This window comes from Bacillus sp. FJAT-52991 (assembly GCF_037201805.1).
Classification (GTDB): domain Bacteria; phylum Bacillota; class Bacilli; order Bacillales; family Domibacillaceae; genus Bacillus_CE; species Bacillus_CE kandeliae.
Genome location: NZ_CP147404.1, coordinates 844,062 through 864,061, shown reverse-complemented (window position 1 = coordinate 864,061; position 20,000 = coordinate 844,062). Strand labels below are relative to the sequence as shown.

At 40.6% G+C, this 20,000-nt stretch carries 21 protein-coding genes and 1 tRNA gene; 5 read left to right on the top strand and 17 right to left on the bottom strand.

Annotated elements, in window-relative coordinates; translation table 11 throughout:
• Positions 1-10: 10 nt before the first annotated feature.
• Positions 11-715: a pirin family protein gene (locus WDJ61_RS04515; RefSeq protein ID WP_338753442.1), complete on the bottom strand. Its 705-nt coding sequence runs from the start codon at positions 713-715 to the stop codon at positions 11-13.
• A 287-nt stretch (positions 716-1,002) separates the two neighbouring features.
• Between WDJ61_RS04515 and WDJ61_RS04510 the strand changes: the two genes are divergently transcribed.
• The 3 genes from WDJ61_RS04510 (at position 1,003) to WDJ61_RS04500 (ending at position 4,283) form a co-directional block, all read left to right on the top strand.
• Positions 1,003-1,170, top strand: coding sequence for an aminotransferase class I/II-fold pyridoxal phosphate-dependent enzyme (locus tag WDJ61_RS04510; RefSeq protein ID WP_338754708.1), 168 nt, complete (start codon positions 1,003-1,005; stop codon positions 1,168-1,170).
• A gap of 26 nt (positions 1,171-1,196) precedes the next feature.
• Positions 1,197-2,876, top strand: coding sequence for a thiamine pyrophosphate-dependent enzyme (locus WDJ61_RS04505; protein ID WP_413789060.1), 1,680 nt, complete (start codon positions 1,197-1,199; stop codon positions 2,874-2,876).
• A 141-nt stretch (positions 2,877-3,017) separates the two neighbouring features.
• Positions 3,018-4,283 (top strand): dicarboxylate/amino acid:cation symporter, encoded by a 1,266-nt coding sequence (locus WDJ61_RS04500; RefSeq protein WP_338753441.1) that lies wholly within the window; start codon positions 3,018-3,020, stop codon positions 4,281-4,283.
• Between the two features lie 51 nt (positions 4,284-4,334).
• Here the strand turns inward: WDJ61_RS04500 and WDJ61_RS04495 are convergent, their stop codons facing one another.
• From WDJ61_RS04495 to WDJ61_RS04465, 7 genes are all read right to left on the bottom strand, one after another.
• A complete protein-coding gene (locus WDJ61_RS04495) occupies positions 4,335-5,096 on the bottom strand; it encodes an IclR family transcriptional regulator (protein ID WP_338753440.1) in 762 nt (253 codons plus the stop codon).
• Between the two features lie 130 nt (positions 5,097-5,226).
• Entirely contained in the window at positions 5,227-6,369 is a 1,143-nt protein-coding gene (gene yhbH, locus WDJ61_RS04490; protein ID WP_338753438.1) for a sporulation protein YhbH, read from the bottom strand.
• Between the two features lie 88 nt (positions 6,370-6,457).
• Positions 6,458-8,353, bottom strand: a complete 1,896-nt coding sequence (locus WDJ61_RS04485) for a PrkA family serine protein kinase (protein WP_338753437.1) — start codon at positions 8,351-8,353, stop codon at positions 6,458-6,460.
• Between the two features lie 364 nt (positions 8,354-8,717).
• Positions 8,718-9,191 carry a tRNA (uridine(34)/cytosine(34)/5-carboxymethylaminomethyluridine(34)-2'-O)-methyltransferase TrmL gene (gene trmL, locus WDJ61_RS04480; RefSeq protein WP_338753435.1) on the bottom strand — a complete coding sequence of 158 codons (474 nt, stop codon included), beginning with the start codon at positions 9,189-9,191 and terminating at the stop codon, positions 8,718-8,720.
• A gap of 278 nt (positions 9,192-9,469) precedes the next feature.
• Positions 9,470-10,333 carry an amidase domain-containing protein gene (locus WDJ61_RS04475; protein ID WP_338753433.1) on the bottom strand — a complete coding sequence of 288 codons (864 nt, stop codon included), beginning with the start codon at positions 10,331-10,333 and terminating at the stop codon, positions 9,470-9,472.
• A gap of 97 nt (positions 10,334-10,430) precedes the next feature.
• Entirely contained in the window at positions 10,431-11,564 is a 1,134-nt protein-coding gene (gene queG, locus WDJ61_RS04470; RefSeq protein WP_338753432.1) for a tRNA epoxyqueuosine(34) reductase QueG, read from the bottom strand.
• A 113-nt stretch (positions 11,565-11,677) separates the two neighbouring features.
• Positions 11,678-11,751, bottom strand: a tRNA-Gly gene (locus WDJ61_RS04465).
• Between the two features lie 354 nt (positions 11,752-12,105).
• On the opposite strand from WDJ61_RS04465, the gene WDJ61_RS04460 reads away from it, so the two are divergent.
• Positions 12,106-12,480 carry a PaaI family thioesterase gene (locus WDJ61_RS04460; protein ID WP_338753431.1) on the top strand — a complete coding sequence of 125 codons (375 nt, stop codon included), beginning with the start codon at positions 12,106-12,108 and terminating at the stop codon, positions 12,478-12,480.
• Positions 12,481-12,653: 173 nt separating this feature from the next.
• Positions 12,654-12,893, top strand: coding sequence for a hypothetical protein (locus WDJ61_RS04455; RefSeq protein ID WP_338753429.1), 240 nt, complete (start codon positions 12,654-12,656; stop codon positions 12,891-12,893).
• Between the two features lie 342 nt (positions 12,894-13,235).
• On the opposite strand, the gene WDJ61_RS04450 is transcribed toward WDJ61_RS04455, so the two are convergent.
• From WDJ61_RS04450 to WDJ61_RS04410, 9 genes are all read right to left on the bottom strand, one after another.
• Positions 13,236-13,613, bottom strand: a complete 378-nt coding sequence (locus tag WDJ61_RS04450) for a hypothetical protein (RefSeq protein WP_338753427.1) — start codon at positions 13,611-13,613, stop codon at positions 13,236-13,238.
• Positions 13,614-13,632: 19 nt separating this feature from the next.
• Complete coding sequence (locus WDJ61_RS04445) at positions 13,633-14,022, bottom strand: site-specific integrase (RefSeq protein WP_338753425.1); 390 nt, start codon at positions 14,020-14,022, stop codon at positions 13,633-13,635.
• Positions 14,023-14,591: 569 nt separating this feature from the next.
• On the bottom strand, positions 14,592-16,352 hold the full coding sequence (locus WDJ61_RS04440) for a hypothetical protein (protein ID WP_338753424.1): 1,761 nt from the start codon (positions 16,350-16,352) through the stop codon (positions 14,592-14,594).
• A complete protein-coding gene (locus WDJ61_RS04435; protein ID WP_338753423.1) occupies positions 16,349-16,615 on the bottom strand; it encodes a hypothetical protein in 267 nt (88 codons plus the stop codon). Before WDJ61_RS04435 ends, WDJ61_RS04440 begins: the two co-directional genes overlap by 4 nt.
• Positions 16,615-17,004: a phBC6A51 family helix-turn-helix protein gene (locus WDJ61_RS04430; protein ID WP_338753421.1), complete on the bottom strand. Its 390-nt coding sequence runs from the start codon at positions 17,002-17,004 to the stop codon at positions 16,615-16,617. Before WDJ61_RS04430 ends, WDJ61_RS04435 begins: the two co-directional genes overlap by 1 nt.
• A gap of 68 nt (positions 17,005-17,072) precedes the next feature.
• Positions 17,073-18,164: a DUF5309 family protein gene (locus WDJ61_RS04425; RefSeq protein ID WP_338753419.1), complete on the bottom strand. Its 1,092-nt coding sequence runs from the start codon at positions 18,162-18,164 to the stop codon at positions 17,073-17,075.
• Complete coding sequence (locus tag WDJ61_RS04420) at positions 18,164-18,616, bottom strand: hypothetical protein (RefSeq protein ID WP_338753417.1); 453 nt, start codon at positions 18,614-18,616, stop codon at positions 18,164-18,166. Before WDJ61_RS04420 ends, WDJ61_RS04425 begins: the two co-directional genes overlap by 1 nt.
• A gap of 476 nt (positions 18,617-19,092) precedes the next feature.
• Entirely contained in the window at positions 19,093-19,302 is a 210-nt protein-coding gene (locus WDJ61_RS04415) for a hypothetical protein (protein WP_338753416.1), read from the bottom strand.
• Positions 19,299-19,991: a hypothetical protein gene (locus WDJ61_RS04410; protein ID WP_338753415.1), complete on the bottom strand. Its 693-nt coding sequence runs from the start codon at positions 19,989-19,991 to the stop codon at positions 19,299-19,301. Before WDJ61_RS04410 ends, WDJ61_RS04415 begins: the two co-directional genes overlap by 4 nt.
• Positions 19,992-20,000 lie beyond the last annotated feature (9 nt).

Here is a 20,000-nt window from a genome sequence, read left to right as displayed (position 1 = left end):
TCGCTCACTGTTATGGAAGATCGATCAACATCAATTTTACATTTTCCTCTGCTTCAATGGTTAAAGTGGGCACATTCGTTATTCGAGCAGAATCTCTTGCCCCAAGCTGATATTGGTGATTGACTCGTGCCTGTCCTTCAAGAATCATCAAAAATACCCGTCGCCCAGCTGGCTGTTCAAATTGAATCGTTTCCCCTTTATCTATTTCTGATAAATAAATGGTTAAATCTTGGTGAATATGAGCCATTTCATTAGATGTTGGGTTTTTAGTGACAACTGGCAGTAGCTGATTTTTAAGCTTCTTAAGATCGTACTTTGTTTGTTCATAAGAAGGCGTCAATCCTGCTTCATCAGGCATAAACCAAAGCTGCAATAAATTGACTTCCTCATCAGCCGACGGATTCATTTCAGAGTGGAAAATACCTGTTCCAGCCGACATCCGCTGTATTTCGCCATAAGTCGTGACAGCTGAATGTCCACTGCTGTCTTTATGCTCTAAAAATCCTTTCAGTACAATTGAAACAATCTCCATCTCTGAATGAGGATGCATCCCAAAGCCTCTCTTAGGAGCCACCCAGTCATCATTCAGTACTCTCATTGGACCAAATTGCATATTCGCTGGATCATAATATTCCGCAAAAGAAAAACTGAAATTTGATTTTAACCAGCCGTGATTGGCTGAATATCTTGAACTAGCAGGATAAACCTCGATCATTATTAGCCATCCCCTTTTCAAAAATTATCTTGAATTCGAGATAATTTTACAACATTGAGTGATCAAGGTCAAACCTTTTAACTTCTTGGTTAATTTTCTGATTATTAGAAAAATATATTGAAAATAACAAAGAAACATCTTATAATTTCATTAAATGAAATAGCATTTTAAATAATGATATATAAAGAAGGGAAAATTATTTTGTTTACATCGAAAAAAATCCAACACCTTCCTCCCTACTTTTTTCATCTATTGATCAGAAGAAAAAATAATTAACGGCTCAAGGGATAGATGTCATTGATTTAGGCATAGGAGCGCCTGATCTCCTCACGCCGACTTTTGTCATTAAAGCGATGAAACACGAATTGGAGGACCCTAAAAATAGTACTTATTCTCCTTATCATGGACTGCAAGAATATCGGGAAGCAGTCGCCACATTTTATTTAAAAGAATAGGTAATTTGAAAGTGAGGAGTCAATAAATGATCGAACAGCAAATGGTTGAAACGAAAACATTAACAGGTGGCCAAGGAGTTGTCGCTTGTTTAAAAAGAGCAGGTGTGGCTAAAGTATTTTGTGTACCAGGAGAAAGCTATCTCCCTGTTATGGATGCCATGTATGATGAACCTTCTATTGAATTGATCTCTTGCCGTCATGAAGGCGGCGCTTCATTTATGGCAGAAGGATATGCAAAATCAACTGGAGAGCCAAGTGTAGTAATGGCAACCCGAGCAGTTGGAGGTACAAATTTAGCCATCGGTGTCCATACAGCTTATCAAGATTCCACACCCATGGTTGTTTTTTTAGGGCAAGTCCATACAGCTTTCCGAGGACGCGAAGGCTTTCAAGAAGTAGAGCTTGATCAGTTTTTTAGTCATATCGCCAAATGGACAGTAGAAATAAAAGAAGCAGCAAGAATACCAGAACTAGTTAGCCGTGCATTCAAAATAGCTAAATCAGGAAGACCTGGTCCCGTAGTTGTTTCATTGCCAGAAGATATGCTGAGAGATACGGCTGAAATGAAGTTTATGCCTACACTGAACCGCTCTAATCCAGCTCCTTCTACTTCCGAAATTGAAAAGACATTCGCTTTATTAAAGGAAGCAAAAAAACCGTTAATCATCGCGGGAGGCGGCGTGGTGCGAGCAAATGCCGAAACAGAGCTGTTAACACTTGCTCATTCTACAGGTATTCCAGTTATGGCTTCCTTTAGACGTCACGATGTATTTCCTAACAATCATGACTTATATGTAGGACATTTAGGTCTCGGCACTCCAAAGGCCATATTAGAAACAGCAAAACAAGCGGATATAATTGTGGTAGCAGGTTCAAGACTATCGGAAATTACCTCTCAAGATTACTCTTTATTTAATGACCAGCAAACATTAATTCATATTGATATTAGTGAAGAGACGATCGGGAAAGTATTTACACCGGCAATCGGCATCCTGTCAGATGCGAAAGAAGCGTTAAAAGTCATGTCTAGCATGCCACTTACATTAAACCCAGAAGCTGTTCAATGGGCTAAAGAACGCCGTGACATATTCGTTAAACACTCAGAACTTCAAGTGAAGGAACCGACAAACGAATCCATTACCTATCAACAATCAATTCATATTCTGCAAAATGAACTTCCGCAAGAAACCATCTTTACAAATGATGCCGGCAACTTTGCTACTTGGTTTCATAACTATTTTACATTTACGAAGGAAAAAACTTATATCGGACCTACATCTGGAGCAATGGGGTATGGTATTCCAGCAGCGATTGGTGTAAAATGCGCGAATCCTAACGTCCCGGTTGTTTCATTGTCTGGCGATGGCGGTGCGATGATGACGATTCAGGAACTAGAAACAGCTGTGCGTTATCAAATCCCTATTCTTTCAATTATTTATAATAATCAAGTGTATGGAACCATTCGTATGCATCAAGAAATGAATTTTCCTGAGAGAGTGATTGGTACGAACCTTGGAAATGTTAATTTTGTATTGCTCGCTCAAGCAATGGGGGCTTCAGCTGAACTAATCGATACAGCTGACCAATTTAAAGAAGCGTTAAAAAAAGCCATCAGCAATCCCCTTCCAACATTGCTTGAACTTAGAATGGACCCGGAACAAATCTCTGTCTCAAAAACAATTAGTGATTTGAGAAAAAACCATTAATCATCATTGACAGGCTGTCTCACATAAAAGAATGAGATTATTATGAGACAGCCGGGTTTCCAAAGTGGGAATAGGTTAAGATACCTTCCGTTTGTAAGCGTATACAAATAAGTTACATTATTATTTTTTAGGAGGTTATTTATGTTAAAGCTTTGGAACTGGTACCGCCAAAAATCTTTCATGGTGAAAATTACTTCTGGCTTTATCTTTGGGTTAATTTGCGGCCTATTATTTGGTCCCTCTAATCAAGTGGTTGCTCCTTTAGGAACTCTATTCCTTAATTTATTAAAAATGATTGTCGTCCCTTTAATTTTACTGACTTTAATTATTTCTGTTAACCATTCTAATCCAAAAGACCTTGGGCGAATTGGAGGGAAAATCTTTCCTTATTATATCCTCACGACAGCGGTTGCGGTTGTAACAGGAATTTGCATTGCAAAATTAATGGTTCCTGGTAAAGGCTTATCATTACCAACCTCTTCTAACTTCGAGGTCCCTGAAAAAACATCTTTAGTTGATTCATTGACCAATATGGTTCCCTCTAATATTTTCCAAGCTTTCGCCAATGGTGACATTTTAGCTGTCGTTTTTGTCGCTGTTATTGTTGGATTTGCTATTTCTTTTATGCGGCATTCTCATGAAGTAAAAATGCAAGAGATGGGCGACCTATTACTCAAAATTAGTGAGGCCGGAAGTGAAGTCACTTTTCGAATTTTAAACGGAATTTTACAGTATGCTCCAATTGGTGTGTTTGGAATTACTGCTTCAACGATCGGAAACCAAGGTATGGATACACTCCTTGCTTTAAGTGATTTTGTCATCACTTCATATGTAGGCGTTCTCTTTCAAATGTTAGTCATTTTTCCAATCATCTTAAAAGCCTTTAAAGTGCCCGTCATTCCTTTTATTAAAAATACGAAAGAAGCAATTATGACAGCGTTTGTTACTTGCAGCAGTCTTGGCACCCTTCCTGTGACATTAAAAGCAGCTGAAAAGGCCGGCATAAGTGATCGTGTAGCTAATTTCACTTTACCAATTGGGGCCACTGTTAATATGAATGGTTCAGCGATTCGCTTTGGAGTAGGAGTGATTTTCGCCTCAGAAATCGCTGGCATAGATTTAAGTCTTTCAGCCCTCTTTGGCGTAGTCATTGCTGGAACATTAGCTGCCATTGGAACAGCAGGTGTTCCAGGTGCTGGACTGATTGGGATGTCCATTGTCTTCACTCAAGCTGGATTACCGATTGAGATTATCGGATTAACCGCTGGCATTAATGTAATCGTCGATATGATTTTTACTTGCTGTAATGTCACAGGTGATATTGTCGGCGCGAAAATTGTGGATCAATCAGAAAAAAAGCACGCAGATTATTATGCGGAAGAATCGAATTCTGCAATCAGCCAATAAAGTGAAACTTCAATCCAAAAAAGCTGTTGACGACTGTCACAGCTTTTTTGCTTATTCAATATAACCGAGTTCTCTAGAAATATTTAAGGCTGTCTCTTTTGTTTTCCATTGAATTTCCTTTAAAAACTGCTCATGCATACGACTAACGGGTCCACTTACACTAAGAGCGGCAATGACTTGATTGGAATAATCTCGAATTGGATAAGAAATACCTATTGTCTCCCGCTCTTGCTCACCAACACTTACGGAGTATCCTTGATTTTTAATTTGCTCTAAATGATGAAAAAGAGCTTCCTCCGACTGAATCAAGTGATCGGCATTTTCTTCAATATTTATTTGGGCAATGACATTTTTTCGTTGCTCTTCTGATAAAAAGGCTAATAATAACTTGGGGCCTGATCCTGTATATAAATTAGAGCGCTTACCTACTCGAATATGTAACCTGACTTTTTGATTGCTTTCTATCTTCTCAATGTAAACAGCTTCATTTCCATCTAAAGTAGCTAACAATACATCTTCATTCACATCGTGACACAGTCTTTCCATCCATGGTTTAGAAATGGTACGAATTTCCAATTGATCAGCCACCACATTTCCAAGTTCAAGCAATTTCAATCCTAAATGGTAGCGTACATCCTGACCTGTATGTCTAGATTTCATTAGCATACCGCATTCTTCTAAAGATGAAAGAAAGCGAAAAACAGTTGGTTTCGGCATACCTGATTTTTGCGTGATTTCTCCCAATGTTAATTCTTTCTGACCTTCTAGAAAAAAATCAAGTAGTTTCAAAGCCTTCACTACGCTCTGATTCATTTTTTCCTCCTACGTTTTTTATCTATTGGAAAGTAACTTGATTTTATTATATCACTAATTCCTTTCTCTCATTGCTTAATAAGTGCATCAAAAAAATATCTCCACCCAAAAATAAGGCGGAGATACCATCTTATGATTCCTCTTTTTCAAAAAATTTCTTCATTGCATAAAAAACATCTGCTTTTTGTCGCAAAATATAATAGCGAAATTTTTCATTTTTAATGTTTTTATAGGACGTCATTAGCGTACTGTTGCGGTTATATTGATTGACTTCTCCATATCCAAATATATTGGCTTTTTCCATCAGCTCTTCGACAAGCTTGACACAGCGAGCATTGTCAGAGGAGAGATTGTCACCATCGGAGAAGTGGAATGGGTAAATGTTATAACGGATTGGATCATATTTCTCTTCAATCAATTCTAACGCTTTCCGATAAACAGAGGAGCAAATCGTCCCTCCACTTTCACCTTTAGAGAAAAAATGCTCTTCATCAACGACTTTTGCTTCTGTATGATGAGCAATAAATTCGATTTCAACCGTTTCATACTTTGTCCGCAAAAAGCGAACCATCCAAAAAAAGAAGCTTCTCGCCATATACTTTTCCCATACACCCATCGAACCGCTCGTGTCCATCATGGCTAACACTACCGCTCTTGAATCTGGCTTTTCGATTTCATTCCATGTGCGAAACTTCAAATCCTCTGGAAAAATCGGATGAAATTTCGGTTCACCAGTGAGAGCATTTCTTTTAAATGCACTCATTAACGTTTTCTTTTTATCCACATTTCCCATTAGACCTGTTTTGCGAATATCATTAAATTCAATATCCTCTACTGTAAACGGTGCTTGCTCTTTTTGCATTAAGTTCGGAAGGGCTAACTCGCTAAAAAAAGCCTTTTCAAGCTCCATAAACGATACTTCTGCTTCATAGTAGTCCTGCCCTGCTTGATCACCTGCTCCGCTTCCTTTTCCCGGCCCTTCTGCAGAATTTCCATCCCGAGCCACGACATCACCAATTTGACTATCCCCATCCCCCTGACCAACATGTTTATTCTTATCATAATTGTAGCGAATTTTGTATTCATCAAGCGACCGAATGGGAATTTTAATCATTTCTTCGCCATTGGACATAATAATGCTTTCTTCTGTGACTAAATCAGGGAGGTTTTTACGAATGGCTTCCTGCACTTTATCCTTATGTCTCTTCTGATCATCATAGCCTTTACGATGGAGAGACCAGTTTTCCCGGGAAATATGGTAATTGTCACTCATCTTGAATCTCCCTTCTCGCAACCTTTTGTTTAATCCTTTCATTAAAGGAAAAAAGAGGGCGGCCGATGATGGCTGCCTCTTTCCTGTTCTACCTGTTTAACAGACTGCCAACATATCGTAAAAGATCATTCGCTGATACCGAATTATAGCCATGATCATCAATTAAGCGAGCCACCACTTCATTAATTTTCTTCAACTGCTGTTCATCCGGCGTTTTCGTTGAAGTCGTAATCTTTACGATGTCCTTTAAGTCGGCAAATAATTTCTTCTGGATGGCTTCACGCAAACGATCATGAGAATGATAATCAAATCGCTTCCCTTTTCTTGCAAAGGCAGAGATACGAATCAAAATTTCTTCACGGAACGCTTTTTTCGCATTTTCCGATATGCCAATTTGTTCTTCAATGGAACGCATCAACTTTTCATCTGGACTGATCTCTTCCCCTGTTAATTGATCATGAAGCTTTGACTTATTACAATAGGCCTCTACATTATCTAAATAATTGTCCATTAACGTTTTGGCCGACTCTTCATAAGAATAAACAAATGCTTTCTGTACTTCTTTTTTGGCGATATTGTCATATTCTTTGCGAGCGACTGAAATGAAGTTTAAATATTTTTCCCGCAGCTCATTGGTAATCGATGGATGTTGATCCAACCCTTCTTTCAGCGATCGTAACACATCAAGGGCATTAATAGATGGCACTTCCTTGCGAATGATTGTTGAAGAAATCCGGTTGATCACATAACGAGGATCAATGCCGCTCATTCCTTCATCTTGGTACTCTTTTTTCAATTGCTCGACATCAGCCGTATTAAACCCTTCAACGCTCTCCCCGTCATACAGCCTCATTTTTTTAATCAAGTCAATATCTCCACGCTTTGGCTCCTTCAATCGAGTCAAAATCGTAAACATCGCGGCTACTTTTAACGTATGAGGAGCAATATGCACATCAGCTACATCGCTTTCACGAATCATTTTCTCGTAAATTCGCTCCTCCTGAGATAACCTCAAATTGTAAGGAATCGGCATCACAATAATCCGAGAATGAAGCGCTTCATTCTTTTTATTAGAAATAAATGAACGGTATTCTGTTTCGTTTGTGTGAGCGACGATCATTTCATCCGCACTAATTAACGCAAATCGCCCTGCTTTGAAATTCCCCTCCTGGGTCAATGAGAGTAGATGCCAAAGAAACTTCTCATCACACTTTAACATTTCCTGAAATTCCATTAATCCTCGATTCGCTTTATTCAACTCACCGTCAAAGCGATACGCCCTTGGATCCGATTCCGATCCATACTCTGCAATGGTCGAAAAGTCAATGCTGCCGGTTAAATCCGCGATATCTTGTGATTTAGGATCAGATGGACTAAACGTACCCACTCCGACCCGCTTATCCTCCGAGAAAAAGATTCTTTCAACGAGGACATCCTCAATTCGACCACCGTATTCCTCTTGTAACCTCATTGTATTTAATGGCGATAGACTTCCTTCCACACGAATTCCAAATTCTTCAAAAAAATCTTCTCTTAAATGCTTCGGAATGAGATGTAGCGGATCTTCGTGCATTGGACAGCCCTTAATGGCATACACCGCACCCCTATCTGTTCTTGAATAAGTCTCTAACCCTTTTTTAAGCATAGCTACTAGTGTCGATTTCCCTCCACTAACAGGCCCCATTAGTAACAAAATACGTTTGCGCACATCGAGCCTTTTGGCAGCTGGATGAAAATATTCTTCCACAAGCCGCTCTAATGCCTCCTCTAATCCATACAATTCATTACTAAAAAAGCTGTATTGTTTTATGTCATTCTCTTCTTCTACACCTTGATCTTTAATCATATGAAATACTCGCGAATGAGCGGATTGGGCAACCCATGGCTGTTCTCTGATAATATTTAAATATTCTTCAAAAGTGCCTTCCCACTTTAGCTGCTCTTCTTCTTCTCGATATTGTTCAATTTTCTTTAAAATATCCATATTGACCCCCCGTTTAGTATGATTAGAGAACGATTATTAAAGCTTATGCTCGTACAGGCTTGAACATGCTAAGGAAAAGGCGTAGACATGGAGAGCAATAAATTGAAGAAAAGTTCAGTTTCCAATAAACCTCAATTTAAGATATAATAAAGATACTATGCATGAAACAAATGACTGAAAGGGGTACATAATTATGAGACTATTACTTATTTTAGGTGTTGTTGTAGCTTTCCTTAGCGCAATTTTTACTGCCGGATATAATGACAAACCAGGAGTAAAATAATAAAAAAGCATTGCAGGCGATCTGCAATGCTTTTTTATTTTGGCTTTGTTAAATAATCAACACGACACTTTAACATAGCCTTTATTTTAAATGTAAAAATTGTTGCTGTCGAAGGGCTTCATATACAAGAATAGCCGCCGTATTCGATAAGTTTAGTGAACGGACATTTTCATTCATCGGAATGCGTAAACAACGTTCTTTATTTGCCTCAATGATATCCTTCGGCAAGCCCGTTGTCTCTTTTCCAAAAATGAAAAAGTGATCTTTTTCCTGATCGCTATAATCGAAAGAAGCATGGTGTTTTTCACCGAACTTCGTTAAATAGTAAAACTCTCCGTTCGCATTTTTCTCAAAAAACTCTTCTAGCGAGTCATAATAAACAACTGTAACAAACTGCCAATAATCAAGCCCTGCTCTCCTTAGCATTTTATCATCCGTAGAAAATCCAAGCGGTCGGATTAAATGAAGCGTTGTATCAGTAGCTGCACAAGTTCTGGCAATATTGCCTGTGTTCGCTGGAATTTCAGGTTGGTATAGCACGACATTAATAGACAAAATTCTTCAACTCCTATTTAAAGTGAAACTTCAATCAGTGGGGGTTTTCTTCATCCCTCACTGATAAAAGAAGAACAAAGGCTAAAGTCGCAACGTCCTGTTGCAACGCCTTTGTAACCTGCATCGTGCAGGCCCGAACCAATCGGGCATTTACAGGCTGTTGATCCCCTATCTATACGTCTGCACTGCTTCTGCCATGTTGAGGTGGGGGTCTTACAGCCCGTTAATGCGGGATAAACTGTAACCAATAATTTATTATACCACTGATTTATTAATTATTAAGTGTGATCATCTTGGATCTTCATAAATTTATATTTAATATTTTTTGTATAAGCGGTTGAATCTTCATAACTCCAATAACGCATTCGGCTATTGGCTGTATGTGCGTTGACAAGCGGCATTCCTTGACGATCTTGAGCTATGACGAATACTGTATGATCAAACCGTCCATCCCCTTGAAAATCAATACAAATCACATCACCTGGCTGAAGCTGATCTGGACTGCTTACTTCCGTTGCTCGTAAACCAATTTGAGATGAAGGTAAAAACCATCGTAGAGCGTGAGCAACAGACCAGCTATAACTCCACATTTTTCCACCAACCCACCAGCCCTTATTTTTATGAGGTTGCCCCCGCATAGGGGAGCCTCCTGCCCGTAAACATTGGGAAATATAATTAGTACAGTCAACAGAAAATTTCGGATAAGCTGGATTATGACTATTCCACCAACGCTCCGCATATTGTACAGCTTGCATTCGATCATAGTGAAAAGGTGTCGCCCTTTCCTCCTCGTATCGATCACCTAGCACTAATTTGTCTACAGGGATCACTTCAGAAAGAAGCAACTGTTCCCGATCGTCTACAATCTCTTGTTTATACTTTGCTGCCACTCGATGCTCGACTTCTTCTTCAAGATATAAATAATCCTTTTGCTTCATTAAATATTTTAAATGAACTTTATATCGAATTTCATTCTGATCTTCAAACAATATCTTTGCTGATGCTTTTGCTTTTAAAAGCTGACAATATCTTATTTGTAACAACTGCTTCTTTCGTAAAATCTTTTCATCCACACAAGAAATGTTATCGTCTAAAAGTTGATTCAAGCGCTGTTCTAATCTTTGTTGAAGCTGTTGATACATAATATGCCTCCCTTTTTCAAGCACGTTCTCCGCTTTTATTCAGCTAGCTTTTGACGCCAGTTTTATTTTAAGCATATGCATGAAAGAGGGGTGGTTATTATTGATTCAATGAAGCTAATCCTTGATCAATTTCTTTCCTAACTTCCGGATCTGTTTCTTTTTCCTTTGCCTTTAAGAGAGCTTCTTTCGCCTCCAGCCCTCCTATTTTAGCAATGGCCCAAGCTGCTGTTCCTCTCATCACTGGGCGTACATCTTCCTTCAACACTTGAATTAAACTAGGCAAGGCAGATGTTTCTTTAAAATGGGCTAAAGCAATAATGGCATTTCGCTGTATCGGCTTTTTTCCTCGCCATGAACCAGACATATAACCGAAACGCTCTTTAAACTTTTTATTACCTATTTGAAGTAATGGCTCAAGCAGTGGCTTTACTTCCTCACTTGAAGGCTCCATTTCCTCATGAAAATGAAAATCCATTCCTTTATTTTCCGGACAAACCGCCTGACACGTATCGCAGCCGTACAAACGATTCCCTAAATGATCCCGGAACTCCTCTGGCATGAAATCCTTCGTTTGCGTTAAAAACGCAATGCAACGGCTCGAATTCAGCTGTCCACCTTGCACTAATGCACCTGTCGGACAAGCATCTATACATTTCGTACAAGTCCCGCAACGCTCTTCTATTGGTTCATCTGGCTCAAATGGCAAGTTCGTAATCATCTCTCCTAAATACACATACGAACCAAAATCAGGAGTAATAATCGAGCAATTCTTTCCGCTCCACCCGATTCCTGCTCGTTCAGCCACAGCTCGATCTACTAACTCTCCCGTATCAACCATCGAACGAAAGCGAGCTTCAGGCACTTTAGATGAGATAAAAGCTTCCAATTGACTCAATCGATCTCGAAGAACTGTATGATAATCCTCTCCCCAAGAAGCTCGACAAAACACTCCTCGCCTCTCTCCTCTTTTCCCCTTCACAACCTCCTTCATTTTAGAAGGATAAGCTAAAGCAATCGCAATAATCGAACGAGGCTGATCAAAAATTTTAGCAGGCTCCACTCGCTTTTCAATATCCTTCTCCTCAAACCCAGAAGCATAATTCAATTCCTGCTGACGCACTAATCGATCCTTCAATTCTAGAAACGGGGCAGCAGAAGCAAAACCAATTTTATCTATACCGATTTCCCGGCTATAAGCAATAATCTCTTGCTTTAATACATCATAGTTCATCTTTCTTCTCCTTTCAGAGAATGATTAATTTGCTAAGGAATTATTCCATACAACAGTAAAAAACGCAACATTTTATTCTAAAGAATAAAACATTGCGTTAGTAACAATATGTATGGAGCGGGTGATGAGAATCGAACTCACGACATCAGCTTGGAAGGCTGAGGTTTTACCATTAAACTACACCCGCATAAAAGTTTATTTCTCTTAACGGAACATTTAATATTTTACAATAAAAATCATTTAAGGTCAATAGTTTTTTTATATTTAAATGAATTAATGTTGATTGGATAGACAATGCCGTTCTATATTTAATATTTTCTTTTCCTTAGCATACTTTCTAAATCCCAATGAAAGTTAGTTTAATATCCCAAAACGGTCCATTTTGTAGAATAAGCAGGATTTTTTAAAAGGATATCGTATTAGAGATTATACAGATAGTTATTGTTTGGATAGCTTACGGTACAGTAGAAGGAGAAGAAAAGATAGCCATTTGTAAAAAGCTATTTTGCAGCGTTAAAACTATATAAGAAGAGGTGTATTTATGTTTATAAAACAGCCATTTGACGAATTTTTAGGTTTTGAATACAAAAAGATTGATGATAATAATTTGCAAATTAGCTTGCCAGTCCAAGACCTTTTCTTAAATAGTGCCGGTGTTGTACATGGAGGCGTCATTTCTTCATTAGCTGATGTTGCCATGTCAAACTTGATTCCAGCAAATGAAAACGGTATACAACAAGTGCTAACCGTTGATTTAAATGTTTCTTTTTTGAAACCAGCTACTGGATCACACTTAATTGCAAATGCACAAATTGAAAAACAAGGTAGAAGCTTAATTCACACAGAGTGCTCAATTTTTAACGATAAACAAGAACTTGTTGCAAAATCTAAAGCCATCTTATTTCATAAACCTTGAGTATTCTTAAGAAAAACAAAATTACTCAATCAACACACCTCGATTAAATTATTTGATTTATATTTTATCATCCTTCTCTAAAATTTTTCCCTGTTATTCAATTAACGGGGCAGTTATTTGAATAAGCAACCTGTCAAAACTCTTAAGGATATTTTAGGAGGTTAATCGTATATATGATAAAAGGAAGTGTAGAAAAAATGAATCCAAAAAAAGCAAGAATTTATATGTGGGGTTTTATTGCTTTAGGATTAGTTTCTTTACTGCTAACTGGTGCAAGCATACCTAGTATTTTTGGTTCTCAAATAGGGGTTAATCCTTTTCGTGTATTAAAAATAATTGCTTTAATTTCGTTAGTATCAGCTATTGTAATCTACTTCAAATTTCTTAAAATCAAAAAAGGGGATACTATATAGTGTTTTCTTAACCTGTGAAAGCGGGGCTTTTTTTTGCTTATTTTTAATTAGGCACATTTGAGAGGACAACACCAGCATCGTAGAAACAAGGGCTAGAAGGCATGATCTCATTCCCAACTTAGTGTACAAATGGGTAAGAATGAAACGATTTCACCGACTAAATTCAAACAACTAGAAGCGGAAAACAATCCACTGAAAAAGCTATTATATTGTACGCCTTGCCATTTTTTATTCCTCCTTATTGTTCATACAGATACAAAAGGGTTTGAAGTTACCTCTCCCTTTTCTCCATGTTAAAAAGGCGTTCCTGCTTAGAACAGAAACGCATCTATTAGATGATAGTCAAAACTCTAAACCAGCATATAACCTTGCCGAAGTAGAAGGAGAAAATCTCAATTTATATTTGTTACCAAGTTCTTTCTTCACTTTTTCTGTTAGCTTTTGACCTATTTTATTAAAGTCATTTTCCATCTCAATTCCGTTGGAGCGTAATGTATCTTTACTCCAATCAATCCACTTACCGTACATCATTCCCCATCTCATAAGTTCTTCTTTTAATTCATCTGAAATGGGAACTTCTTCAATATCAAAGTTACAACAACATTGATTACACCAAATTGGGTCTGTATCAACATCACCTTCAACCTTTAAATCAAAAGTTTCCTTATTCTCACAAAAACAATGCAAAAGGACACACTCCTTTATTAAAAACTGATTCATTATGTTTCACATTTTTATTTTAACTAATCCATAAGTACAATACAAAAAAAGCATCTGTTTCCATTACTCCTCGTATTTGAATATACTTCTGTAATTGGTTTTTCATCTTTAACTGAATAGGCACGATCCGCTCTTTATAGGTTTTTGTATTCCTTATATGAAGTTTAGATTCATTCCACAAAATATCTTGAACACAAACTCCTTCTAATTCGCTCACACGCACGCCTGTTTCAAGTAGTAAAAGCATGAATGTATAATTCCTTACCCCAACAAACGAACGCAAATTTGGCTGATTAAAAAGTGTTTGTAGCTGTTCATTGGTAAAGGTTTCAACAACCTTTTTGCGATCTTTGAGTAATTTAATATCACTAAGTCGATTGTTTGAGGTCTTAGATTTCTGATTTGGCAATCATCAACAAATAAAGAAAAAGCGATTTTAAAATCAATTTCTTTTACTGCTTTTGGTGAGTTAATAATGGATAATTCTTCAATTAATAATTCGTTTGTACGCCTTGCTATTTCTTAATTCCTCCTTGTTTAATGACAGGATTCGCACACGATTTTATGTACACGATATTTTTCTAAGAATCGTATTGACGATAAATAAAAAACGTTTCTTACATTTTGTAAGAAACGTTGATTTCATCGCATTGGCGAGCGATGTTATAATACCGGTGGTCGGGGTCGAACCGACACTCCTCACGGAACACGATTTTGAGTCGTGAAAAGAGCCGTTAATCCTTCCGATAGGCACACGGTCATTTATTCGCTGATTATACGGAAAATAAGTATACACTACCGCTTTCCTTATCCGAATTATATACCTCTACGGAAATAATTACAAGTCCGAAATTCCGCATCCAACCGAACTATCCCCCGCAAAGCTCATACTCGATGCAACACAGCGCCCGTCAGCAACACAAAAAAAAGACGGAAGCCCGGACGTATAGCCCGAACCTCCGTCGTTGTTGTTCGCCATTAAACTCCCTCCGCCTGTTCGATTTGTCGTATCAAGAAGTTCGAAAAACGGTGCATTTCCTGTTCCGTTAAACTCCCTCCGCCGTTGTAGTGGACAGTCAAATTTATTACGTTACCGCCAGTTGATCCTTGGCGATAGGCGTTGGCTTCTTTCCGATTAAGAACCATTTCGCCCTTATGCAACGCAGTCGTATATCCGTTATATGGAACGTTGGACAGTCCGTGGAAGTTACCTTTACCTTTAGCGCCGTCGCCACCGCCGCCCCCGCTCATCCAAGACGGAGGAGACGGCCACTTGATTTTCGGCACCTTGAAGTTTTTAACGAGCGACGTCAGCTTTTTCCAGCCTTCTTTAGCGAGGTCTAAAAAATTCAACATCGGACTGAAAAACGACTTAACCGCCTTGCCCGCCGTTTTCAACGCGGATTGAATCGGCGCGGGCAATTTTCCGAACACATCTTTCGTCCATTTGAGCAACTTGTCCCAACCGGATTTAACTGCGCTGACTAAACGTTCTGCCATTGCTTTAACTTTGTCCCAGTTTTTATAGAGCGCAATGCCGGCTGCTACGACCGCTCCGATTGCTACGACAATCCAAGCGCCTGGAAATAGGAGCATCGCTATACGCACTAGGGTAAAGCCGGTTTTAACGAACGTAAGCGCCGTTTTTAGTCCGTTAAATACAGCGATTGCACCTTGTATGATCGGAATGATGACGCTCACAGCTTTAAACGCAAGAAATGCAGTCGCTGCTCCGATAATGATCGGTCGAATCAATGCGAAATTCTCCTTAATAAATCCGGTAAACTTGGCGATACCCGACAATAGTGCGGCGCCCAATGGCGCTAAGGCTTCGACTGTTTGACCGATGATCGACGCTATATTCCCGAACACTTCCATAAGAACCGGTCCCGTCTGCTTGGCATATTCGATGAATTTCTGGAAGCCATCCGACTCGGACAGCGATTGTCCCCACTCGCGAAAGCTCTCCGACATCTTTACGAGACTTTCTTCAACGGATGCGCCGGTCGGTGCGAATGCCTGTAAGACTCCAATCAGTCCGTGAAAGGTGTTACCCGCTATCGTAGCGAAGTTAGTTAAGCTTCTGGCCGCGTTACTTTCTAGCCATCCGAAGAATTCCTTCATTGCCGGACTATCCATCGACTTATTTACCTTTTCCATCGTTTCGGCGACTACAGTTGCTACGCTACTAATCGTCGGCTCCAAACCTTTGAGTAATCCTTTAGTTGCGTTTAAACTAGATCCGAACGCTTCAAAGATCGGCGACTCAAACTGCTGGGTAAAGTCGCCCCAAAACGCTTTAAAGTCTTGCAAGTCCTTGAGTGCGCCCGCTTGCGCTTTTGATAAGTCTCCGTAAACTGCCGCCAATTCTTCCTGCGCTTTAATGCGAGCGTCCGCCGTAGTAGCTTTGTCAATTTTTTCTTGTATCGTATCGACCTCTTTAGCCGCATCGAATATATCTCCGAGCACCGAAGTAGCAACCACGCCAAATGCTACCGCTCCAGCTCCTGCTGCTGCTAGCGATGAAGCAAGACCTCCAGCCGCCGCCGCTAACGGTGCAAGCGCCGCTGTAGCAACCGATGCTCCCGACGCCATTGCCGGTAGACTAGACGCAAATTGCGCTGTCGTGCTTGCCGTCTGATTAGTAGCCTGGCTGAATGACTTCATTTGCGATTGGATTCGGCGCAGCTTGCCGGACATTTGGTCGTTTAGGCGGATGACCGCCGTTAAATCCATCATTCGCGTTCAACCTCGCTTAGTTCGTCAAATAGTCGCATGATTTTTGCCGCCGCTTGTTCGACGTCGACCCATGATTCGCCTGCGTTATAAGCAACACCGAAATCAGCTACTGCGTCAATCAGTTCGATGGCTTTAGCGTTGCCCATCGCTTGCATCGTTGTCCTGCATCGCTCAACCGCCTTGAGCTTTCTTTTGCTCATGCGACCAGGCAGACAGTCGATAACTTGTCGACATGCTACTAGTAATCTTTTTAAGTCGTTCATTACTTACCGCTCCTCATACGCTTGATATCCGCACGCATCGCATCTAAATCGACGCTGCCTGCTTCACTTTTTTGCTCAACGGCCACTTTGTCTGTCAATAGCCCGTGAGCTTGTAGAAGCGTTCGAAGCATTGCCGCGTTCCCGTCGCGAATAATAATGTCCGGCACAGCTTCCATTACTTCCGGCAACCGGTCGATTGTGTTGCGAACGATTTCCTTTTTTAGCTCCTCGCAAAACAAGTCCTGCTTTTTCCACTCGAAAACAGTTGAGCGTGCGACGCCAACCTCTTTAGCTACATCGTCATAGGTCATGCCGGCGCGCTTGGGTTGCGCTAAAATCGTGATTGCTGCGATCTGCTTCTCGTTTAGTCTTCGTTTACTCAATTTCATCGTTCCTTTCCGCAATTTGATAAATGAAAAAGCCCGCAAGCTAAAGAGCCTGCGGACATGGTCGTTTATTAAGCTAGTCCTTTAATGCGTGCATGTGCTTTTTCTTGCGTTAATTCAAGCGAATACTCGCCAACAAGCATACCTTGTGTTCGATCTCCGGTTACTCCGAGCAATTTGTGGTGAAACGCACGGTCGCCAAGTGGTCGAATCTTAATACGGTTTGTGTCGATAAATAACAACTCGTCCGACTTTAAGTTGTCGTTCATCACGACCTGGAATTTTCCAAAGTCATTGACGATATAATCGACTACTTGCCCGCGTGCTGTTTCGGATTGAACAAGGCGAAGTTTATCGTTTTGCAGGTCGCTGATTTTACGCTTTTGCTTGGCCGGCACCACGAACGCATATTGGCCGCCGCTTGCAAAGCCACCCTTTGAATAAACCGCCTGTGAAATGTCGTTCAGCATTTGGATCGTAATATCCGCATTAGCCGCGTCTGTAACGTTCGTTTGGATGAAGTTACGGATACCGCGCATTTGACGAACCTTGCCATCATCGAACATAATCCCGTTGATTACGGCTTTTTCAAGTTGAAGCGCAAGTTCTAATTCTTTCTTCGCCTTCTCGTACTCATACAGATTGCTGATTCCATATTGCGCTACCGTTTCAGCCGTGCCTGATACTTCGACGCTTTCATCGAAGATTTGCGTATAGTTTTCTGCACGCTGACGCTGTTTGTAGCGTGCTTGACGGGCTTCGGCGCCTTCTTCGCCGCGTACGAATAAGACCTCAATTTCCGTATTGGCTTTAATGGCTACTGGCGTCGTTCCCGAGTAGCCGCGAACGACTGTGATCTTTTTAGCTGCCGGATCAACCGACTGAACAAGCATCAATTCTTCATCGACTTTTACAACGATATCACCTCGAAAGGCTTCGACATCCGCGACTACTAATTCTGTTACGTCGGCTGCTGCCGCTGTTGTTACTGTGGACTTGGTAGCAAAGACTTCATCTTCGTACCATACGTGGGTTGTTGCCGTGACTGGTTCGCTAAAGCCGAGCAAGTTAATCATTGGCGTCTGATTAGGATTTAAGAGTAAGATTTCGTCAACTACCGATTGTTTCTTTCCGATTAGGTCTTGGTTATAGATTAATGTCATTATTTATTACCTCCGAATAATTTTAGTTTTAGTGTGCTAAATGCGACGCGATCTTCCACGCGCCCTGTTCGTCTTGCTTTCTCGCTGGCTTCTCGCAGCAGTGCTTCTCTTGATTTTTCCGGTGGTGCTCCTCCATTAGAAGGGACGCCGATCACCTTTGTTTCTTTTTTTACTGGGGCTATTCCGGACAAAATGCCTATGACATCCCCGAGTGGATCGGCGCCTTCTTTGTCCTCGCTCAATGCGTCAAGGTTTAAGTACGGCATGAGCTGGTCGATATTTTGGATGCCCGCCTCGTTAGCTCGTTTATAAAAGCCGTATTCGACATCTTTTTGTTTTAACGCCTTTTCTGCTGCTTCAAGCCGCTGTATGATCTCGTCCGGTTTCGGCTGTTCCGCCGCTTCGGTTGATTCGATTGATTCTGTCGCTTGTGCTTGTTCTAATTCTTCCATTTCTTCACGTCCTTTTCATTTTTTTGTTAGGATAATTTACAGCCGCTTTTCCGGTAACACTTTAAAAAATACGAGATATTACCTTTTCTCATTTTTAATCACCCCTTTCCGTAGTACCGGCCAACCGCTTTGGCGGCCGTCTCTTACCTCGTTTTGCTTTTTCCAACCCACATCGCCTCCGATTTGTTTCGCATTTTGACGAAGCTGCTCACCGCAATTTCCTTGATACGCTGCTCCGTCGTGTGTGGCCCCGCATCAAAGTAAAAGACGCGACCATCTTTAATCACTCGGACGAGCGACTTTTGGCCACGACATATCGTAATTTGTATAGGTGACCCCTCCTGGCTTAAAAAATGTGTGTAACGAACAGATTTTCGTTAAAATTAGCGTGTTTTAGCCCGCCTTTTTTCTTTCGAATATAAATAGTAGGGCAAGACTTAAACACGCTTAAATCGCTTTATTTTCTTTAAAATCTGTCATGTCGTTTTCGCTTCAAACATTCGCTCGGCCGGCCGTCGCTGCTCGATCGGTATTTTAAACTGAACGCCAATAAGGCGGCTACCTTTAAAGTAGTCCGCCATGATCTCCCAATCTTTTTTATATCGCTTGATGCGCCGAATCAGCTCGCGGTCTTCTGTATAACCGCACAGCCAGCCGGTATTATAGCGCCATAGTTCGTTTGTCAACTTGCCTCGCTCCCCTTATTACCTTTCACGCTTTGATGCCACGGTTTGTCTGCTTCTATCTTCATGCCGGCCTCGAACTGTCGAACCCTCCGCTCAGTAACTTCACCGCTAACTAAGCGGCGCACAGATTTGTCAATAAATCGTTCCCACAGCTCGTCCGTAAACTTGTCGCTGGATTGATAATAGTTGTAGACGTGCATATCTCCCTTTTTATGATTACAAGCCTCGCAGACTGCTAATATATTTACGACATTATTTACACCGCCCAAGTCTTTGTTGAGCGAATAAATATGTTCAAGTGTCGGCTTTTGTTTGCCAGGCTCCATCCCGAGCGCAGTGTTGCAGTATGGACATGTTTTAGTTTCCTTGAACTCAGTCAATACATCTTCATATGTCAATGAGGTGCTTTTTCCGTACTGGCGACATTTCCAATTCGACTTATCAAATGCTTTACGCGCACGCCCCTCGATTGTTCGGCGCCATTGACGGTCTCTTTCTAGGATGACCTCGCGGTTTGCCTCTTTATATCGCCGAGACTGCTCTCTAAGTTTATCGGCGTTTTGCCTGCGATACTCACGGACACACTCACGGCATTGATTAAGTCGTCCGTCCCTCATCTTCGGATTTTTGTTAAATTCCTCGATCAGCTTCGTTCGATTGCAACGATTGCAAGTCTTCACGTTGGTCATCGGCGATCA

Excerpts from the sequence above, each read along its gene's own strand:
- WDJ61_RS04515 (WP_338753442.1), bottom strand. The coding sequence starts at position 715 with ATGATCGAGGTTTATCCTGCTAGTTCAAGATATTCAGCCAATCACGGC.
- WDJ61_RS04505 (WP_413789060.1), top strand. The coding sequence starts at position 1,197 with ATGATCGAACAGCAAATGGTTGAAACGAAAACATTAACAGGTGGCCAA.
- WDJ61_RS04500 (WP_338753441.1), top strand. The coding sequence starts at position 3,018 with ATGTTAAAGCTTTGGAACTGGTACCGCCAAAAATCTTTCATGGTGAAA.
- WDJ61_RS04495 (WP_338753440.1), bottom strand. The coding sequence starts at position 5,096 with ATGAATCAGAGCGTAGTGAAGGCTTTGAAACTACTTGATTTTTTTCTA.
- yhbH (WP_338753438.1), bottom strand. The coding sequence starts at position 6,369 with ATGAGTGACAATTACCATATTTCCCGGGAAAACTGGTCTCTCCATCGT.
- WDJ61_RS04485 (WP_338753437.1), bottom strand. The coding sequence starts at position 8,353 with ATGGATATTTTAAAGAAAATTGAACAATATCGAGAAGAAGAAGAGCAG.
- WDJ61_RS04475 (WP_338753433.1), bottom strand. The coding sequence starts at position 10,333 with ATGTATCAACAGCTTCAACAAAGATTAGAACAGCGCTTGAATCAACTT.
- queG (WP_338753432.1), bottom strand. The coding sequence starts at position 11,564 with ATGAACTATGATGTATTAAAGCAAGAGATTATTGCTTATAGCCGGGAA.
- WDJ61_RS04460 (WP_338753431.1), top strand. The coding sequence starts at position 12,106 with ATGTTTATAAAACAGCCATTTGACGAATTTTTAGGTTTTGAATACAAA.
- WDJ61_RS04455 (WP_338753429.1), top strand. The coding sequence starts at position 12,654 with ATGATAAAAGGAAGTGTAGAAAAAATGAATCCAAAAAAAGCAAGAATT.
- WDJ61_RS04450 (WP_338753427.1), bottom strand. The coding sequence starts at position 13,613 with ATGAATCAGTTTTTAATAAAGGAGTGTGTCCTTTTGCATTGTTTTTGT.
- WDJ61_RS04440 (WP_338753424.1), bottom strand. The coding sequence starts at position 16,352 with ATGATGGATTTAACGGCGGTCATCCGCCTAAACGACCAAATGTCCGGC.
- WDJ61_RS04435 (WP_338753423.1), bottom strand. The coding sequence starts at position 16,615 with ATGAACGACTTAAAAAGATTACTAGTAGCATGTCGACAAGTTATCGAC.
- WDJ61_RS04430 (WP_338753421.1), bottom strand. The coding sequence starts at position 17,004 with ATGAAATTGAGTAAACGAAGACTAAACGAGAAGCAGATCGCAGCAATC.
- WDJ61_RS04425 (WP_338753419.1), bottom strand. The coding sequence starts at position 18,164 with ATGACATTAATCTATAACCAAGACCTAATCGGAAAGAAACAATCGGTA.
- WDJ61_RS04420 (WP_338753417.1), bottom strand. The coding sequence starts at position 18,616 with ATGGAAGAATTAGAACAAGCACAAGCGACAGAATCAATCGAATCAACC.
- WDJ61_RS04410 (WP_338753415.1), bottom strand. The coding sequence starts at position 19,991 with ATGACCAACGTGAAGACTTGCAATCGTTGCAATCGAACGAAGCTGATC.